The organism is Mesorhizobium sp. M0862 (assembly GCF_040319795.1).
GTDB lineage: Bacteria > Pseudomonadota > Alphaproteobacteria > Rhizobiales > Rhizobiaceae > Mesorhizobium.
Map to the genome: position 1 here is coordinate 1 of NZ_JAMYOJ010000035.1, position 16,120 is coordinate 16,120.

Consider the following 16,120-nt stretch of genomic DNA (forward strand, 5'->3'; position numbering starts at 1 on the left):
ACCAGCTGCGGCTTCTTCTTCAGCAGATTGCCGGCGAGGAAATCGAGCGGGATTTCGTTGCGCCGGGTCTTGTCGAACAGATAGCGGCTGCCGCGTATCCAGGTGGTCATGATCAGCCCCATGAGGCAGGCAACGGATATTGACACCCATCCGCCTTCCACGATCTTGACGACATTCGCCAGGAAGAAACCCATGTCGATGGTGCCGAACAGCAGCGCCAGTGCCAGGGCGAGCCCAAGCTGCCATTTCCACAAATTGCGCATGACAACGAACAGCAGAATGGTTGTCATCAGCATCTCGCCGGTCACCGAAATTCCGTAAGCGGAAGCCAGCGAACTCGAGCTGCCGAAGCCGACAACCAGCAGCATCACTCCCAGGGCGATGAGCAGGTTGACGCGCGGCATATAAATCTGGCCGCTCTGCATTTCGGACGTGTGCTGCACCTCGATGCGGGGCAGCAGGTTGAGTTGCACTGCCTGACGTGCCAGCGAAAAAGCACCCGAGATCACCGCCTGACTGGCGATCACGGTGGCGGCCGTTGCCAAGCCGACCATTGGCATCAGCGCCCAATCCGGCAACATCTCGAAGAATGGATTGGTCGGCCTGCCGCCATTCGCCAATACAAAGGCGCCCTGGCCGAAGTAGTTGAGCAGCAGGCAAGGAAACACCACGGAAAACCACGCGAGCACGATCGGCTTGCGCCCGAAATGTCCAAGGTCGACATAAAGCGCCTCGGCCCCCGTTACCGCCAGGAACACTGCACCAACGGTCACGAAAGCGGCGGTCGGCGTGCCGGCTAAGTAGGCGATCGCATAATACGGGTTGATCGCCAACAGCACCGAAGGATCATCCATCAGGTGGTAGAGCCCGGAAACGCCGATGGCCAGGAACCATAGCGCCGTCACCGGCCCGAATACTGCCGCCACCTTCCCCGTGCCGAAGCGCTGCACGGAGAACAGAAATGCCAGGATGACCAAGGTGATCGGAACGACATAGGCCTCCAGCGTCGGTGTCACCACTTCCAGGCCCTCAACTGCCGACAGCACGGAAATGGCCGGAGTTATGATAGCGTCTCCGAAAAAAAGCGACGCCCCGCAAAGTCCGATGCCGAGGATAAGCTTGGCGCCTTTTGGATAGGCGCTGCGCGCCAGCGCCATCAGGGACAGCGTGCCGCCCTCGCCCTTGTTGTCGGCGCGAAGCACGAAAGCGACGTATTTTATGGTGACGATAATCGTCAGCGCCCAGACGATCAGCGACAGCACGCCCAGGACATCTATACGCGTGTCGGTACCAGGCGAAGCGTGAAGCGCCTCGCGGAAGGCATAGATCGGGCTGGTGCCGATATCGCCATAGACGACGCCAAGCGCGCCCAGCATCAGAACTTTGGTGCTGTGCTGTTCAGTGTGGGAGTGGTTCGGTTGTTCGACGGGTTCAGCCTCGCTACCGATGCTGGAAAGAGCCATCGACTACTCCCCGATCACCGCGCGGTGCGCCTTGCTTGCTGTCATGCGATATCACCTTCGACACGAGCCTTCCACCGCTACCAACCGCAAGCCTTCAGAAACCGCCCCACCGTGCCGGCCATGCCATACTCCAACGCATCGGCTGTCAACCCGTGTCCGATAGACACTTCGGCCAATGCCGGAATGCGCTTTGCCAATGCCGGAAGGTTGTTCACCACCAGATCGTGCCCGGCATTGACCTGGAGTCCGGCGGCGAGTGCGGCATCCGCGGTTTTTCCCAATCTTTCCAGCTCCTTCCGCGCCTTGGCGGAATCGGAATGGTAGCTGCCGTAGGGCCCGGTATAGAGCTCGATGCGGTCGGCGCCGGTGTCGCGCGCGGCATTGACGCCGGTGGGATCCGGATCGGAAAACAGCGACACGCGGAAGCCCCCTTTTTTCAGACGCTTGACGATCGGGTTAAGGAACGCCGCCTCGGCGGCAAAGTTCCAGCCATGGTCTGATGTCGCCTGCGCCGGATCGTCGGGCACCAGCGTCACCTGCTCGGGCTGGTGCCTTTCCACAAGCGCCAGAAAATCCTCGGTCGGGTAGCCCTCGATGTTGAATTCCGCCTTGGGAAACTCGTCGTCGATAAGCGCCCGGATCTCGGGCAGGTCGGAATGCCTGGTGTGGCGCTCGTCGGGCCGCGGATGAACCGTCAGCCCGTGCGCGCCGGCCGCCAACGCCAGGCGGCCGAGCCCGGTGACGCTGGGCCACGGCAGGTTGCGGCGGTTGCGCAGCATGGCGATGGCGTTGAGATTGACCGAGAGTTTCGCGGGCATGGCGTGAGGTCCGGCTGTTTGTGCAGCGCATCTATACTGCCTTTGATGGGAACAGACAGGGGCTTTCGGGTGTTCCAGTGATGACATCTGCTCGCAAGGGGGAACCCAGCCAATGAATTTTCTCCAGTCCGTGCCCGCGATCCGCCGCCTCGAAACCGACCGTGAGGACCTTTTCGCCATCGACGTCGTCGGCCATGTCTCTGCCGCCGACGGCGAAAATCTGTTCGGATTGCTGGAGGCTGCCTACGCGCTGCACCCGAGGATCGACGTCTTGGTGCGGCTGGTCGATCATGAGGGCGTCGACTGGATCGATATGGACGACGAGACGCTGAAACAGGGCACGGTGCATGCGCTAGAGCATATCGCCCGGTGCGCGACGATCGGTGAGCCCGACTGGATAGCGGATGCGCGGAACTTCCTTCCGGCTTCGCCACCCATCGAGTTCAGGCACTTCGCGGCCGAGGATGAAGCGGATGCCTGGCAATGGCTGGGTGCGACGCCACTCAGCCCCGCTGCGCCGGCTGCTACCTGACGCCGGCTATCTAACGCCAGCTATCTAACAATCGTCAGCCGCTCTGCCGCCCGCGTTATGGCAGTATAGAGCCAGCGCTGGCGGGTTTCCTTGAACGCCCAACTCTCGTCGAACAGCACGACATCGTTCCACTGCGAACCCTGCGCCTTGTGCACGGTCAGCGCGTAGCCATAGTCGAAATCGTCAAAGCGCTTCTTCTGCTGCCAGGGGATATCGGCGTCCGGATCCTCGAAAGCCGACTTGAGCAGCTTGATCTTGGCGACGCCGCGGTCGGGATCGTCCTCCTCGGGCGAGACCAGAAGGTTGATGCCCGGCTTCACCGTTTCGCGCGACGAGGTCATCACCTTCCACAGCGAACCGTTGAGCAGGCCCTTGGCGGGGTCGTTGCGCAGGCAGACCAGCTTGTCGCCGGCCTGCGGATAATCGGCATTGAAACCCTTCAGCTCGCGCAGGCGCTGATTGTAGCGGCGGCGTGTTCGGTTGGTGCCGACCAACACCTGGTCCGCCTTCAGCACCAACTCCTGGGTGACGTCCTCCTTGCCGATGACCTGCGCGGTGCCGTAGTCGCCGCGCATGAACTCGCGGCCCTCGCGCACGTCGAGCGCCAGCTGGATGATCGGATTGTCGCGCGCCTGGCGGTGGATTTCGGTCAAGAGCACATCCGGCTCATGCTCGGTGAAAAAGCCGCCGCCCGAGATCGGCGGCAGCTGCGCCGGATCGCCAAGCACCAGGATCGGCGTGCCAAAACTCAGAAGGTCGCGGCCAAGCTGCTCGTCGACCATCGAGCATTCGTCGATGACCACCAGCTTCGCCCGTGAAATAGGACTTTGCCGATTGAGCGAGAAGGTCGGCGACATCGAGGTCTTGCCGGTCACCTCGTCCGACACCGATTCCTCGCCTTTCGGCCGGTAGATCAACGAATGGATGGTGCGGGCATTGACCGCGCCCTTGGAGCGCAGCACCTGCGCCGCCTTGCCGGTGAAGGCGGCGAACTGCACCTGCCCATCGACATGCTCGGCAAAATAGCGCGCCAGCGTGGTCTTGCCTGTGCCGGCATAGCCGAACAGCCGGAAGACCTGCGGCCGGCCCTCCTTGAGCCAGCGCGCCACCGCCTTCAACGCCTCATCCTGTTGGGGAGAGAATTCCATCAGCGCGAGAGACCGGATTCGCAAGGGAAAGACAAGGCCGCACCATCAATGCCGGAGGCGCTCAGGCTAACAGCGCCGAAACCGAACGTAAAGGGAACAAGCACTGAGAACGGAGGGCAATCGCTTCAGATAATGACAAACCGCCAGCGCTGTCCCTCATTGCCCTGCCGGGCATTTCTCCCCGTATACTGACCGGGAGAGAAAGGCTGGCCGCAGCCTCGGCGCCATCATGAGATGCTTGAGATTGGCGAAACCATGGACGCGAGCGACCCCTCTCCCCGTCGTACGGGGAGAGGATGCCGGCAGGCAGGTGAGGGGCGGCGCAAACATCGCAGGACTTCATCCTCACCAATCCCCGGGATCGTTCTCCAACAAAATCGGCTTGCCGTGCGGGGTTGCATGCGCGGCGCGTTCCCAGGCGGCGGCGAGCGTGTCGACGTCACTTTTTCCCGCGACGCCCTTGGCCGCCAGCAGCGTCTCCAGCGCAGCCAGCCAATGCTCGTAATAATCGTGGCCATCGCTTGCGGCGCCCGGCTTGTTCACTTGCGCCGACAGCGCATCGGCCCATTCGGCCCAGGAAAACAGGCCCTTGTCGTGCAGCGCCACCGTCATGGCGAAGGCTTCGGCCTGCCAGGGTTCGGCGAATACCGGTTCGTCCAGACCCGCCGGCAGTGCACCTTCAGGCCGGCTCAAGATAGCTCTCCCAAGCGTCGATGGAGACGGTAAGCGTCGGGTCGGCGCCCTCGCCCCAGATTTCCGAGCCATCGAAGACCACGGTATAGACCCATTGCGGGTTTTCACCGTTTCCATGCGCGTTGCTGTCGGGGAACACAAAACCGTCACGCACGGCCTCGATCACTCCGTACTTGCCGCGCGCATAACGCGGCAGCCTCGTGTGGGCGGTGGGATTGAAATTCCTTGTCCGCACCGGGTCGCCGGCCTTGAAGCGCGGCGCCGTCTCGACCGGCCGGTCGCAGGGACTGCCCTTGGCCAGCACCGCCGGAACGTTTTCGGCCTTCAACACCCTTTTGGGCGTCGCCGCCGGATCGACCGCCCGACCTTCCGTCAGATCGCGCTCGCTGACGAAGCCATGGCGCTTCAGCAGCACCTCGAGCGCTTTGATCCATATCTGGTAGTAGCTTGAGGAATAATAGACGGCCGGATGCAGCGATTCCCTGGCGTGCCGGCTCTCGTCGATGTTCCACGCGCCCATGGCGCCGGCGGTCAGCGTCACGCCCAGCGCCCGCCTCTCCCAATCCGCATGAAAATAGGGTTCGTCCTTTTCGGGCGCGACCGGCCCGAAACCCATCTGTCCGCCTAGATCCTGCGGCCCGTTCATGCCGGTACCTTCTTTGTCCCGGGTTCTTTGGCCGCCGCCGTGCCGATCATCGCATCGCGGCTGACCAGTTCGGCGAGCTGGTCCTCGCTCCAGCCTTCGGTACCGCTAGGCCGCATCGGCACCACGAGATAGCGCAGTTCGGCAGTCGAATCCCAGACGCGGATTTTTTTCTCCGCTGGCAAGGTCAGCCCGAACTCCTCGAGCACGCCGCGGGGATCGGTCACCGCCCGCGACCGATAGGGCGGCGCCTTGTACCAGACCGGCGGCAGTCCAAGCACCGACCACGGATAGCAGGAGCACAGCGTGCAGACCACGAGGTTGTGCGTCTCGTCCGAGTTGAACACCGCCTGCATGTGCTCGCCCTGGCGGCCGCTATAGCTCAGCGACGCGATCGCTTCCGTCGCATCGCGCTTCAGCCACTCGGCATAGGCCGGATCGCTCCAGGCTTTCGCCACCACCCTGGCGCCGTTGCGCGGCCCGATCTTGGTCTCATAGGTCTCGACAATGACGGCGATTGCGGCTGGATCGATCAGGCCTTTTTCGGTGAGGATGGTCTCCAGCGCGCGCACGCGCGCCGCAAACGGGTCGAGTTCGTTGTCGTGGTCATGATCATGGGACATGACCTCAGATTAGGATCGGCGGCACGCGGCCGCAAGCATGACAGCTTGGGCCACGGGCTATCGCCTATTCGGCGGCGGCCCTTTGCGGCTCGAGCCGATCCTCGGGACCGAACAGCGAGGCCTGCTCGCCGCTCTCGACCGCATGCAGCTCCGGCCTGTTCTTTTTCGAAGGGAAGAAGCTCACCAGCCAGCCGGAGAAACTCTCGAAATAGACATAGATGACAGGCGTGACGAACAGCGTCAGCGCCTGCGACGCCAGGAGGCCGCCGACCACGGCGACGCCGAGCGGCTGGCGCAGTTCGGCACTGGCGCCGGTACCGAGCGCGATCGGGAACGTGCCCATCAGTGCCGCCAACGTCGTCATCATGATCGGTCTGAACCGCATCAGGCAGGCCTTGTGTATGGACTCGGTCGCCGACATGCCTTCTCGTCGCAGCTCCAGCGCGACGTCGACCATCATGATGCCGTTCTTCTTGACGATGCCGATCAGCATCAGGATGCCGATCACAGCGATCACCGAAAGGTCCATGCCGGCAAAGCGCAACGCCACCACCGCGCCCAGCACAGCCGAAGGCAGGCCGGTCAGGATGGTGAGCGGATGGATGAAGCTCTCATAGAGAATGCCGAGTACGATATAGATGGTCAGAATGGCGCCGCCGATCAGCAGGCCCTGATTGGCCAGCGAATCCTGGAAGGTCTTGGCGGTGCCGGCAAAGCTGGTCGAAATCGCCGACGGCATGCCGATCTGCTCCTTCAGCGCGGCGATGCGGGCCGTGCTGTCGCCCAGCGCCACGCCTTGCGGCAGGTTGTAGGAGATGGTCACCGCCGGCAGCTGGCCGAGCTGGTTGACCGTCAGCGCGCCGGCGGTGCGGTCGACGCGGGCAAAGGCGCCGAGCGGCACCAGGCTGCCGCTTGCCGTCCTGACCTGGATGGCCAGCATGCGCTCGGGCGACCATTCGATGTTGGGATCGAGCTCCATGATGACTTCGTAGCTGTCGGCCGAGCCGAAGATCGTCGAGACCTGCTCCGTGCCGAAGCCGCCATAGAGGCTGGAGCGCAGCGTGTCGGTGTCGATGCCGAGCGACGCCGCCTTGTCGCGATCGACCACCAGCGTCGCCTGCAATGAATTGTTCTGCAAATCGCTGGTGACGTCGGTGAAATTCGCATGATCGGCCGCCATCGCATCGTCGAGCTTTTGCGCCCATGTGTCGGTCAGGCCGGTATCGAGGCCCTGAACGACGAGCTGGTAGGCGCTGGCGGAAGAACGCGCGCCAAGTCGCAGGTTCTGCACCGGCTGCATATAGGCATCGATCCCCGGCACGACGGCCAGCTGCCGCCGCAGATCCGACAGTACCTTATCGATGTCGGGGCGCTGGCTCTTGTCCTTCAGCTGCACATAGAGCTGGCCCTGGTTCAGCGCATTGTTGCCGCCGCCGGCTGACCAGGCCACATGCGAGACATAGGGCGAACGCGAGAAGACACTTGCCGCCTGGTTCTGCAGCTTGACCATGGCGTCGTAGGAGATGTCCTGCCTGGCGATCGTCGTCACCGAGATCTGGCCGATATCCTCTTGCGGGAAAAAGCCTTTCGGCGAGACTTCGATCAGCCACACCGACCCTGCCGCCGTGCCGACAAAAACGAGGAACACCAGGAAAGTGTGGCGCAGGCAGAATGTCAGAAGCCGATCATAGCCGCGGGTGACGAAGTCCTGCTTGTGGCCGGGGGCGTGCTTGTCGCGATCGGCCTTGGTCACCGACAGCAGCCTTGAGCACAGCATCGGCGTCAGCGTCAGCGAGACGAACATCGAGGCAAGGATCGCGACCGTCACCACGACGGCGAATTCGTTGAAGATGCGGCCGATGACGCCGCCCATTAGAAGCACGGGGATGAACACCGCCACCAGCGAGATCGAGATCGAGATGATGGTGAAGCCGATTTCGCGCGCGCCCTTCAGCGAGGCATCGAAGGCCGAGAGACCGTCCTCCTCCATGTGGCGAAAGATGTTTTCCAGCATGACGATGGCGTCGTCGACGACGAGGCCGACTGCGAGCGTCAGTCCCATCAGCGAGATGTTGTCGATGGAGAAGCCGAACAGGAACATGGCGCCGAGCGTCGCGATCAACGAGATCGGCACCGCCACGGCCGGAATGATGGTTGCAGTCACCCGGCGCAGGAAGACGAAGATCACCATCACCACCAAAGCGATGGTCAGAAGCAGCGTGAACTGGACGTCGTCGACGGCCTGGCGGATCGAGGTCGAACGGTCGTTGAGCAGCTTGATGTCGGCGGCGGCCGGCATTTGGTCCTTGAACGACGGCAGCATCGCCTTGACCTTGTCGACGACGTCGACCGTGTTGGCGTCGGGCTGGCGCTGCACCGCCAGGATGATGGCGCGCGTGCCGTCATACCAGCTTGCAGTCGTCGTGGTCTCGACCGAGTCGATGACGCGCGTCACCTCGCCCAGCCGCACCGGATGGCCGTTCTTGGTGGCGATGATGAGGTTGGAGAACCCGGCGGCATCGGTGAGCTGCGTATTGGCCGTGATGGTCAGCTGCTGCTTGTCGTTCTGCAAGACGCCGAGCGGCGTGTTGGAGTTGGCCGACGCGATTGCCGTCTGCAGCTGGTCGATCGAAATGCCGCGCGCCGCCAGCGCCGTCGGGTCGATCTGCACGCGCACCGCATATTTCTGCTGGCCGAAGATCGACACCTGCGCAACGCCGTCGATGGTCGACAGCGAGGGCGAGATGACGTTTTCGGCGAAGGCGTCGAGGTCGGTGAGCGGAACCGTGTCGCTGACCAGCGACATCAGAAGGATCGGCGCGTCGGCCGGATTGACCTTGCGATAGCTCGGCGGCGCTGTCATCTCGGGCGGCAGTTGCCGCTGCGTGCGTGCGATCGCCGCCTGCACGTCGGCGGCCGCCGCGTCGATATCCCGGTTGAGCACGAACTGGATGGCAATGGACGTGCGTCCCAGCGAATTGCTGGTCGAGATGGAATCGATGCCGGCAATGGTGGCGAACTGCTTGATCAGCGGCGTCGCCACCGAAGTGGCCATGGTTTCGGGTGACGCGCCGGCCAGGTTGGCCGAGACATTGACGACCGGGAATTCGGCGCTCGGCAGCGCCGCCACCGGCAGGAACTTGTAGGCAAACAGCCCGCCCAGCACGAGGGCGAACGACATCAGCAGCGTCGCGACAGGCCTTCTTATGCAGAATTCTGAGATCATTGGGCAGCTCCGCCGGCTTTGTCGGCTTCCGCCAACTTGGGCGCTGCCTGACCGCCGGCAGTTGCCTTGCCTTCATGCACGCTGGCGCCGTCCTTCAGCCTGGTTTGGCCCTCGACGACAACCTTCTCGCCTGACTTGACGCCCTCGCTGATGGCGCTGTTTTCGCCTTCGGTCAGCGCCACCTGCACAGGCCGCATCTCGACCGTGTTGTCCGGCTTGACGACATAGACGAACGGCCCCTTCTGGCTGGGCTGGATCGCGACCGTCGGGATGGATGGCATCTGCGGCATGATGCCGGCGTCGAGCACGACATTCACATATTGGCCGGGCCACAGTGAAAGATCGGCATTGGGAATGCTCGCCCGGGTCGCGATGGTGCCGGATGCGGTGTCGACGCTGGAATCGACGAAGTCGAGCGTGCCCTTGCCGATCGGCGTCGGATCGCCATCCTTGGTCAGCGTCACCGCGCCTTGCTGCGGGTTGGCCAGCGCCTTGTGCAGCAGCGCCAGGTTACTCTCCGGCAGGTTGAAGTTGACTTGCAGCGGATCCATCTCGGTGATCGTCACCAGCGGCGTGGCCGTGCTCGAGTTGCCGTTGCTCAAGGTGACGAGGTCACCGACCGAAACGTTGACCGCGCCCAGCCGGCCGGCAATCGGCGCCTTGATGCTGGCAAAGCCGAGCTGGACATTGTCGGCGTCGATCGTCGCCTTGTCGGCATCGACCGTCGCCGCGGCAGCCTTTTGCGCCGCCACCGCCTGATCGTAAGTCTGCTGCGTGCCGGCCTGCTTGGCGACGAGATCCTTGGCGCGCTGAAGGTCGGAGCCCGAACTGGTTAGCAGCGCCTGGTCCTTGGCGAGCGTCGCCTGATCCTTGGCAAGCTGCGCCTTGAGCGCCCTGTCGTCGAGCGAGAACAGCAGGTCGCCGGCCTTCACCATCTGGCCGTCCCTGACGTCGATCGATACGATCTGGCTGGACACGCGGGCGTTGATGTTGACCACGGCCGGCGACGACACGAAGCCGATGGCGTAACGGCGGATCGGAAAATCGGCCGTTGTCGCGGTGGCCGAGACGATCGAGGCCGAACGGGCGGCATTGCCGCCGGCGCCGGATTTGCCCCCTGCCTTGTCGGCCGAAGCCTTGTCCGATCCAGCCGGCTTGTCCGCTGCTGCCGTCTGACTGGCGCCCGGCAGCATCTGCTGCATACTGCTCATCGCCGCCGGCGAAAAATAGACCCATGCCGCGGCGACACAGGCCGCCACCACCACCGCCAGAACGACTTTTCCGCGCATCGACTAAAAGCCCTATGATCCGACACGCCGAACCCGGTGGTCTCATTCTACCCAATCACGGCGCCTTGCCGCGATCTCGCCGAAGTAGATAGGACGCACATTTGTCGGAAAAGGGCCAAAACACGGCATTACGAAGATTTAATGTGCACTGCACAATGACTATGCAGCCGGCTCAGCAGTCGGAAAACCAGCCAGGATGCGGTTGAGATTTCAGGCCGGATGCGTCTATTTCAGCATCGGCCAGAGCGTCGCCGCCAAGAGCACGCCCATGGCGATGTTGAACCATTTCAGCCGCACCGGATCCGACAGGAATCCGCGCAGCGCCGTGCCGAAGCCGGCCCACACCGAGACGCTCGGCAGGTTGACGACGGTGAAGGCGATCGCGATCAGCGCCACCGACAGGAACGGGTGGTCCGGATTGGAGTAGACGGCCATGGCGGTGATCGCCATCACCCAGGCTTTCGCATTGACCCACTGGAATGCGGCTGCCTCGACGAAGCGCATCGGCCGTGCCTCCGTCTCACCCTTGCTGGACAGCGAGCGCGACATGGCGATCTTCCAGGCGAGATAGAGCAGATAGGCAGCGCCGGCGATCTTCAATCCGGTGTGCAAGGCCGGAAACGCTGTCAGCACCGCGCCCAGGCCAAAGCCGACGGCAAGCAACAGCACCAGAAAACCCATGCTGATGCCCAGCATATGCGGAATGGTTCTGACGAGGCCGAAATTCACGCCCGACGCCAAGAGCATGAGGTTGTTCGGCCCCGGCGTGATCGAGGTCACGAAGGCGTAGACCAAAAGTGCAAGGAAAGCGTCGAGGGTCATGACGGCTCACAAAGGTCAGCAATGCTGACTTAAATCGACAGGGCGCCGGACGCAACCTCATTCCATTGGTCCAAAGCGCCCCGCCGCGCGCATGAAGGCCTACATCCCCTGCGGGCCCCGGTTCATCGCCGCCACGCCGGTGCGGCAGATCTCGACCAGGCCGAGCGGCTTCATGATGGCGATGAACTGGTCGAGCTTCGAACCCTTGCCGGTAATCTCGAAGATGAAGTGCTCGGTGTTGGCGTCGATGACCGACGCGCGAAAAGCATCCGCCAGACGCAGCGCCTCGACGCGGGCTTCGCCAGTGCCGGCGACCTTGACCAGCGCCAGCTCGCGTTCCAGCGGCCGCTCCTGGCCGAACTCGTGCGAGCGCACGGTGAGATCGACGACGCGGTGCACCGGCACGATGCGCTCGAGCTGATGCTTGATCTGCTCCAGCACATGCGGCGTGCCGCGCGTCACGATGGTGATGCGTGACAGGTGCTTCTCGTGTTCGGTCTCGGAGACGGTGAGGCTCTCGATGTTATAACCGCGGCCGGAAAACAGGCCGATGACCCGGGCAAGCACGCCGGGCTCATTGTCGACCAGAACGGAGAGCGTGTGGTTCTCCGGCTTTTCCGTTTCCTTGGCGATGAAATAGGCGGAGCCGGTCGGTTGAAGCTGTGCGTTCATGACATGAATCTCGATTTCAGACTTTGAGCTAATTCTCTGTTTGCGCACGGCTTCTCGCGACAGCCCTGCCCCGGCTTGGACCTAGACCAGTTCCCTGCCCTTGGCGTCGATGGCGTTGGCCACGGCTTCGTCGGTCGCCTCGTCGGGCAGGAGCATTTCATTATGCGCCTTGCCCGACGGGATCATCGGGAAGCAGTTGGCGAGCGTCGCCACCCGGCAATCGAACAGCACCGGCTTCTTCACCGCGATCATCTCCTTGATCGCATCGTCCAACTCGTCCGGCTTCTCGCAACGAATGCCATGGCCGCCATAGGCGTCAGCCAGCTTGACGAAGTCGGGCATCGCTTCGGTATAGGAATGCGACAGGCGGTTGCCGTGCAGCAGCTGCTGCCACTGACGCACCATGCCCATATACTGGTTGTTGAGGATGAAGATCTTGATCGGCGCATTGTGCTGCACCGCCGCGCTCATCTCCTGCATCGTCATCTGCACCGAGGCGTCGCCTGCGATGTCGATGACCAGCGCGTCCGGGTGCGCGATCTGCACGCCGAGCGCAGCCGGCAGACCGTAGCCCATCGTGCCCAACCCGCCCGACGTCATCCAGCGGTTCGGCTTCTCGAAATGATAGTGCTGCGCCGCCCACATCTGGTGCTGGCCGACCTCGGTGGTGATGTAGGTGTCCATGTCCTTGGTCAGCTCGTAGAGCCGCTGGATGGCATATTGCGGCATGATCACATCGTGGTTCATCTTGAACGCGAGCGAGTCACGCGCGCGCCATTTGGCGATCTGCTCCCACCAGGGATGGAGCGCCTTCTTGTCGGCCTTGGCGCTCGCCCGCCACAGCCGCACCATGTCCTCCAGCACCCGGCCGACATCGCCGATGATGGGCACTTCCGTGTGCACGTTCTTGTTGATCGACGATGGATCGATGTCGATGTGGATCTTCTTCGAGTTGGGCGAGAAGGCGGTCAGCCGTCCGGTGATGCGGTCGTCGAAGCGCGCGCCGATGCAGATCATCACGTCGCAATCATGCATCGCCATATTGGCTTCATAAGTGCCGTGCATGCCCAGCATGCCCATCCAGTTCTTGCCCGATGCCGGATACGCGCCGAGGCCCATCAGCGTCGAGGTGATCGGGAAGCCGGTGAGGTCGACCAGTTCGCGCAGCAGATGGCTGGCCTCCGGACCGGAGTTGATGACGCCGCCGCCCGAATAGATGATCGGCTTCTTGGCGCCGGCCATCAGTTCGACGGCGGCCTTGATCTTTTCCAGGTCGCCCTGGACCTTCGGCTGGTAGCTGGTGCGCGGCGCCGCCTGCGGCGGCACATAGATGCCTTTGGCGAACTGCACATCCTTCGGAATGTCGACCACCACCGGGCCGGGGCGGCCGGTCGTCGCGACATGGAAGGCCTCATGGATGGTGGCGGCCAATTCGTTGACGTCCTTCACCAGCCAGTTGTGCTTGGTGCAGGGGCGCGTGATGCCGACCGTGTCGCACTCCTGGAACGCGTCGGAGCCGATCAGCGAAGTCGGCACCTGCCCGGTCAGGCAGACCAGCGGGATCGAATCCATCAGCGCATCCTGCAGCGGCGTCACCGCATTGGTGGCGCCCGGGCCGGAGGTCACCAGCATGACGCCGGCCTTGCCGGTCGAGCGGGCATAGCCTTCGGCCGCATGCCCTGCGCCTTGCTCGTGGCGGACGAGGATGTGCTCGACCTCGTCCTGCTGGAAGATTTCGTCATAGATCGGAAGCACCGCGCCGCCGGGATAACCGAAGACATGCTTGACGCCATTGTCCTTCAGCGCCTGCACCACCATTTCGGCGCCAGTCATTTCCCTGTTTGGCATTTCGCGCCGTTCGTTCTGTCCGTTGCTCATCGGTCTGGTCCCGTACTTCTAGCCATGAGGCGATTGCTGGTCGTTTAGTCGTGTTTCGGGCAATAAAAAAGGCCCCCGATGGGAGCCTGTGTGTTGCGCATGGGAGGTTTTCGCCCGGCGGTTACACCGCCTTGCCCACGCGCTTTCCTACGAGAATGAGTGCCTTTTTCATCGTGGCGGACACTACGAGGGTGAAAGGCAGGGTGTCAACGGGAAAAACGCGCGATGCGAAAGACAAAGCAAGTGGCCCGCCGCCTCTGGTCGGCGGGCCACCGCGGCGCATACGATACCCCTCAATCGCACCGCGCCGGGAACAAGAGTCACTGCCGTGTCACGTCAGGATCAGCACGATCTTGTACGTATCCGGGTCGACGATGACGATGCGCCCGTCGGCCAGCACGAAGTACTCATAGGATTCGTAGGCCGGGACGATCTTGACAATGCGCGCCGGCAGACGGTGCAGGCGCACTTTGTGCCGCGGCACCTCGATGCCGACCGAAATGTCGAAGTCGACGTTCTTCACCGGCTCAACCCTGGTCTCGTGGATGATCTGCGTGACCTGCGTCTTCTGCTCGACGGTCACGTTGTTGATCGAGGCCGTATTGCCCTGGTCGGTCTGAACGTTTGTGTTGCCCTGAGCGTTCTGCTCGGTGGTGGTCCCGGCCTTGCCCTGGGCCTGCTGGTCCGTGCTGGTGCCGGTCTGGCCCTGAGCGTTCTGCTCGGTGCTGGTCCCGGCTTTGCCCTGAGCCTGCTTCTCGGTGCTGGTGCCGGTCTGGCCCTGAGCGTTCTGCTCGGTGCTGGTCCCGGCCTTGCCTTGGGCCTGTTCATCCGTCTTGAGCTTGGCCTTGCCCTGAGCCTGCTTCTCGGTGCTGGTGCCGGTCTGGCCCTGAGCATTCTGCTCGGTGCTGGTCCCGGCCTTGCCCTGGGCCTGTTCATCCGTCTTGAGCTTGGCCTTGCCCTGAGCCTGCTGATCGGTCGTGGCGCCGGCCTGACCCTGAGCATTCTGCTCGGTACTGGTCCCGGCCTTGCCCTGTGCCTGTTCATCCGTCTTGAGCTTGGCTTTGCCCTGAGCCTGCTGATCGGTCGTGGCGCCAGCCTGGCCCTGTGCATTCTGATCGGTCTGTGACTTCATCTTGCCTTGCGCCTGTTCTCCGGCCTTGCCGCCCTTCTGGCAATCGGCCGCGCCGGCGGCGCAGTTGTCGCCACCGCTCGGCTGCACGGCCTGGGTCTGGGCGATCGCGGCGCCGCACCCGACGCCAAGCGCAATCATGCTCGTGATCAACACATGTTTCATCTGCTTTCTCCTTAAAGAGTCGGTCCCTCAGCCTAGCCAACTCTGCCAAAAATACTTTGTTCCACATTTTGTGAATAAAATCGGGCTTCTAAGAAGACCAATGAATGTTGGCAGTAATTTTGCAACAATCACCTACAAATTGCATCAAACAATTAATGCAACGCAACATTTTATTTTCTCCTGAGCTTGCGATCCCATAGCGATGACACCAGCATCACAAGCTTAGAAGTACTCCCGTCGTCATGACCAGGATGGCTACCCCGAAAACAGGCAAGAGCAACCATCGTGCCTGATGGACGCTGTTGTCCATTAACGCCTCCCACAAGTGCTGATCTCAACGATGCCGAGAACCCTGTGTTCCGCCCTGAGGAGGCTCTAGGACCTCTACAGCCTGGCACCAGACTTTGGTCCCTCCCCCTATCGTCCATTGGCCCGATGACGCCCGGACCGAAGCCCCACGCGGGAACGCAGCCGCGAAAAGCCCGTTCGGCTCCCGGTGTGCATCAACCTCATCAACACCACCCGTATCGGAATCGAGCTCGCGCAAGATGCATGAGCGTTGCTCGCATGAAGGAGAGAATCATGACGACCATGTACCAGTCGACCGCAATTGCCGGATTCTTGCTGCTCGCGAGCGCGGGCGTAGTTGCCGCTCAAGACGTCATCATCGCGCCGGAGCAGGAAACGGTTGTGCGCGAATACGTGAAAAAGCAGCCCCTTGCGTCGGTGAAGATTCCAGGTGTCGAATTGAACGTGGGGACCGCCATTCCCGACACGGTGGAACTGCATGAAGTGCCGAGCGTCAAGTATCGCTACGTTGTGGTCGACGGGCGAACCGTGCTGGTCGACCCCGGCACGCGGAAGATCGTCAAGATCATACAGTAACGCTGATCCCACCGCCGTTCCCCGCGGGTGGCGGTGGGATCATGCCCTGAAATTGCGGTTTCCCCGGCATTCAACCTAGCGCTTGCTCGCACCATCGACCGTTCTAGATGTAGGATGGCTTAGGCATTTTGGCA

The 16,120-nt window shown here is 62.6% G+C and carries 14 protein-coding genes; 2 read left to right on the forward strand and 12 right to left on the reverse strand.

The features are described from left to right. On the reverse strand, positions 1-1,463 hold a 1,463-nt coding region (locus NKI15_RS30230), incomplete at its 3' end, for a potassium transporter Kup (RefSeq protein ID WP_352653238.1). 77 nt (positions 1,464-1,540) lie between these two features. After that, on the reverse strand, positions 1,541-2,281 hold the full coding sequence (locus NKI15_RS30235) for a pyridoxine 5'-phosphate synthase (RefSeq protein ID WP_023668363.1): 741 nt from the start codon (positions 2,279-2,281) through the stop codon (positions 1,541-1,543). Positions 2,282-2,393: 112 nt separating this feature from the next. On the opposite strand from NKI15_RS30235, the gene NKI15_RS30240 reads away from it, so the two are divergent. Then, on the forward strand, positions 2,394-2,813 hold the full coding sequence (locus NKI15_RS30240; RefSeq protein ID WP_023682069.1) for a SpoIIAA family protein: 420 nt from the start codon (positions 2,394-2,396) through the stop codon (positions 2,811-2,813). Positions 2,814-2,833: 20 nt separating this feature from the next. Here NKI15_RS30240 and NKI15_RS30245 read toward each other — a convergent pair whose 3' ends face one another. The 10 genes from NKI15_RS30245 to NKI15_RS30290 all read right to left on the reverse strand — a co-directional run bounded on the left by NKI15_RS30245 (position 2,834) and on the right by NKI15_RS30290 (position 15,101). Continuing rightward, a complete protein-coding gene (locus NKI15_RS30245) occupies positions 2,834-3,961 on the reverse strand; it encodes an ATP-dependent DNA helicase (protein ID WP_023668361.1) in 1,128 nt (375 codons plus the stop codon). A 345-nt stretch (positions 3,962-4,306) separates the two neighbouring features. After that, positions 4,307-4,654: a nitrile hydratase accessory protein gene (locus tag NKI15_RS30250; protein ID WP_352514997.1), complete on the reverse strand. Its 348-nt coding sequence runs from the start codon at positions 4,652-4,654 to the stop codon at positions 4,307-4,309. Then, positions 4,641-5,300 (reverse strand): nitrile hydratase subunit beta, encoded by a 660-nt coding sequence (nthB, locus tag NKI15_RS30255; protein WP_352519587.1) that lies wholly within the window; start codon positions 5,298-5,300, stop codon positions 4,641-4,643. Before nthB ends, NKI15_RS30250 begins: the two co-directional genes overlap by 14 nt. Continuing rightward, the gene (gene nthA / locus NKI15_RS30260; RefSeq protein WP_352514999.1) at positions 5,297-5,920 is read right to left on the reverse strand and encodes a nitrile hydratase subunit alpha; all 624 of its coding nucleotides are present in this window, start codon (positions 5,918-5,920) and stop codon (positions 5,297-5,299) included. The genes nthB and nthA overlap by 4 nt, the downstream gene beginning before the upstream one ends. A gap of 64 nt (positions 5,921-5,984) precedes the next feature. Continuing rightward, entirely contained in the window at positions 5,985-9,146 is a 3,162-nt protein-coding gene (locus NKI15_RS30265; protein WP_352515000.1) for an efflux RND transporter permease subunit, read from the reverse strand. Further along, positions 9,143-10,435 carry an efflux RND transporter periplasmic adaptor subunit gene (locus NKI15_RS30270; RefSeq protein ID WP_352515001.1) on the reverse strand — a complete coding sequence of 431 codons (1,293 nt, stop codon included), beginning with the start codon at positions 10,433-10,435 and terminating at the stop codon, positions 9,143-9,145. The genes NKI15_RS30265 and NKI15_RS30270 overlap by 4 nt, the downstream gene beginning before the upstream one ends. Before the next feature lie 225 nt (positions 10,436-10,660). Continuing rightward, the gene (locus NKI15_RS30275; RefSeq protein ID WP_023750903.1) at positions 10,661-11,257 is read right to left on the reverse strand and encodes a LysE family translocator; all 597 of its coding nucleotides are present in this window, start codon (positions 11,255-11,257) and stop codon (positions 10,661-10,663) included. 99 nt (positions 11,258-11,356) lie between these two features. Continuing rightward, the gene (gene ilvN, locus NKI15_RS30280; RefSeq protein ID WP_023668352.1) at positions 11,357-11,929 is read right to left on the reverse strand and encodes an acetolactate synthase small subunit; all 573 of its coding nucleotides are present in this window, start codon (positions 11,927-11,929) and stop codon (positions 11,357-11,359) included. 81 nt (positions 11,930-12,010) lie between these two features. Next, positions 12,011-13,807: an acetolactate synthase 3 large subunit gene (locus tag NKI15_RS30285; RefSeq protein ID WP_352515002.1), complete on the reverse strand. Its 1,797-nt coding sequence runs from the start codon at positions 13,805-13,807 to the stop codon at positions 12,011-12,013. 331 nt (positions 13,808-14,138) lie between these two features. Continuing rightward, complete coding sequence (locus tag NKI15_RS30290; RefSeq protein ID WP_023668350.1) at positions 14,139-15,101, reverse strand: DUF1236 domain-containing protein; 963 nt, start codon at positions 15,099-15,101, stop codon at positions 14,139-14,141. A gap of 582 nt (positions 15,102-15,683) precedes the next feature. Here NKI15_RS30290 and NKI15_RS30295 point away from each other — a divergent pair. Continuing rightward, a complete protein-coding gene (locus NKI15_RS30295) occupies positions 15,684-15,986 on the forward strand; it encodes a DUF1236 domain-containing protein (RefSeq protein WP_023731684.1) in 303 nt (100 codons plus the stop codon). Positions 15,987-16,120 lie beyond the last annotated feature (134 nt).

Excerpts from the sequence above, each read along its gene's own strand:
- NKI15_RS30235 (WP_023668363.1), bottom strand. The coding sequence starts at position 2,281 with ATGCCCGCGAAACTCTCGGTCAATCTCAACGCCATCGCCATGCTGCGC.
- NKI15_RS30240 (WP_023682069.1), top strand. The coding sequence starts at position 2,394 with ATGAATTTTCTCCAGTCCGTGCCCGCGATCCGCCGCCTCGAAACCGAC.
- NKI15_RS30245 (WP_023668361.1), bottom strand. The coding sequence starts at position 3,961 with ATGGAATTCTCTCCCCAACAGGATGAGGCGTTGAAGGCGGTGGCGCGC.
- nthB (WP_352519587.1), bottom strand. The coding sequence starts at position 5,300 with ATGAACGGGCCGCAGGATCTAGGCGGACAGATGGGTTTCGGGCCGGTC.
- nthA (WP_352514999.1), bottom strand. The coding sequence starts at position 5,920 with ATGTCCCATGATCATGACCACGACAACGAACTCGACCCGTTTGCGGCG.
- NKI15_RS30265 (WP_352515000.1), bottom strand. The coding sequence starts at position 9,146 with ATGATCTCAGAATTCTGCATAAGAAGGCCTGTCGCGACGCTGCTGATG.
- NKI15_RS30270 (WP_352515001.1), bottom strand. The coding sequence starts at position 10,435 with ATGCGCGGAAAAGTCGTTCTGGCGGTGGTGGTGGCGGCCTGTGTCGCC.
- NKI15_RS30275 (WP_023750903.1), bottom strand. The coding sequence starts at position 11,257 with ATGACCCTCGACGCTTTCCTTGCACTTTTGGTCTACGCCTTCGTGACC.
- ilvN (WP_023668352.1), bottom strand. The coding sequence starts at position 11,929 with ATGAACGCACAGCTTCAACCGACCGGCTCCGCCTATTTCATCGCCAAG.
- NKI15_RS30285 (WP_352515002.1), bottom strand. The coding sequence starts at position 13,807 with ATGAGCAACGGACAGAACGAACGGCGCGAAATGCCAAACAGGGAAATG.
- NKI15_RS30290 (WP_023668350.1), bottom strand. The coding sequence starts at position 15,101 with ATGAAACATGTGTTGATCACGAGCATGATTGCGCTTGGCGTCGGGTGC.
- NKI15_RS30295 (WP_023731684.1), top strand. The coding sequence starts at position 15,684 with ATGACGACCATGTACCAGTCGACCGCAATTGCCGGATTCTTGCTGCTC.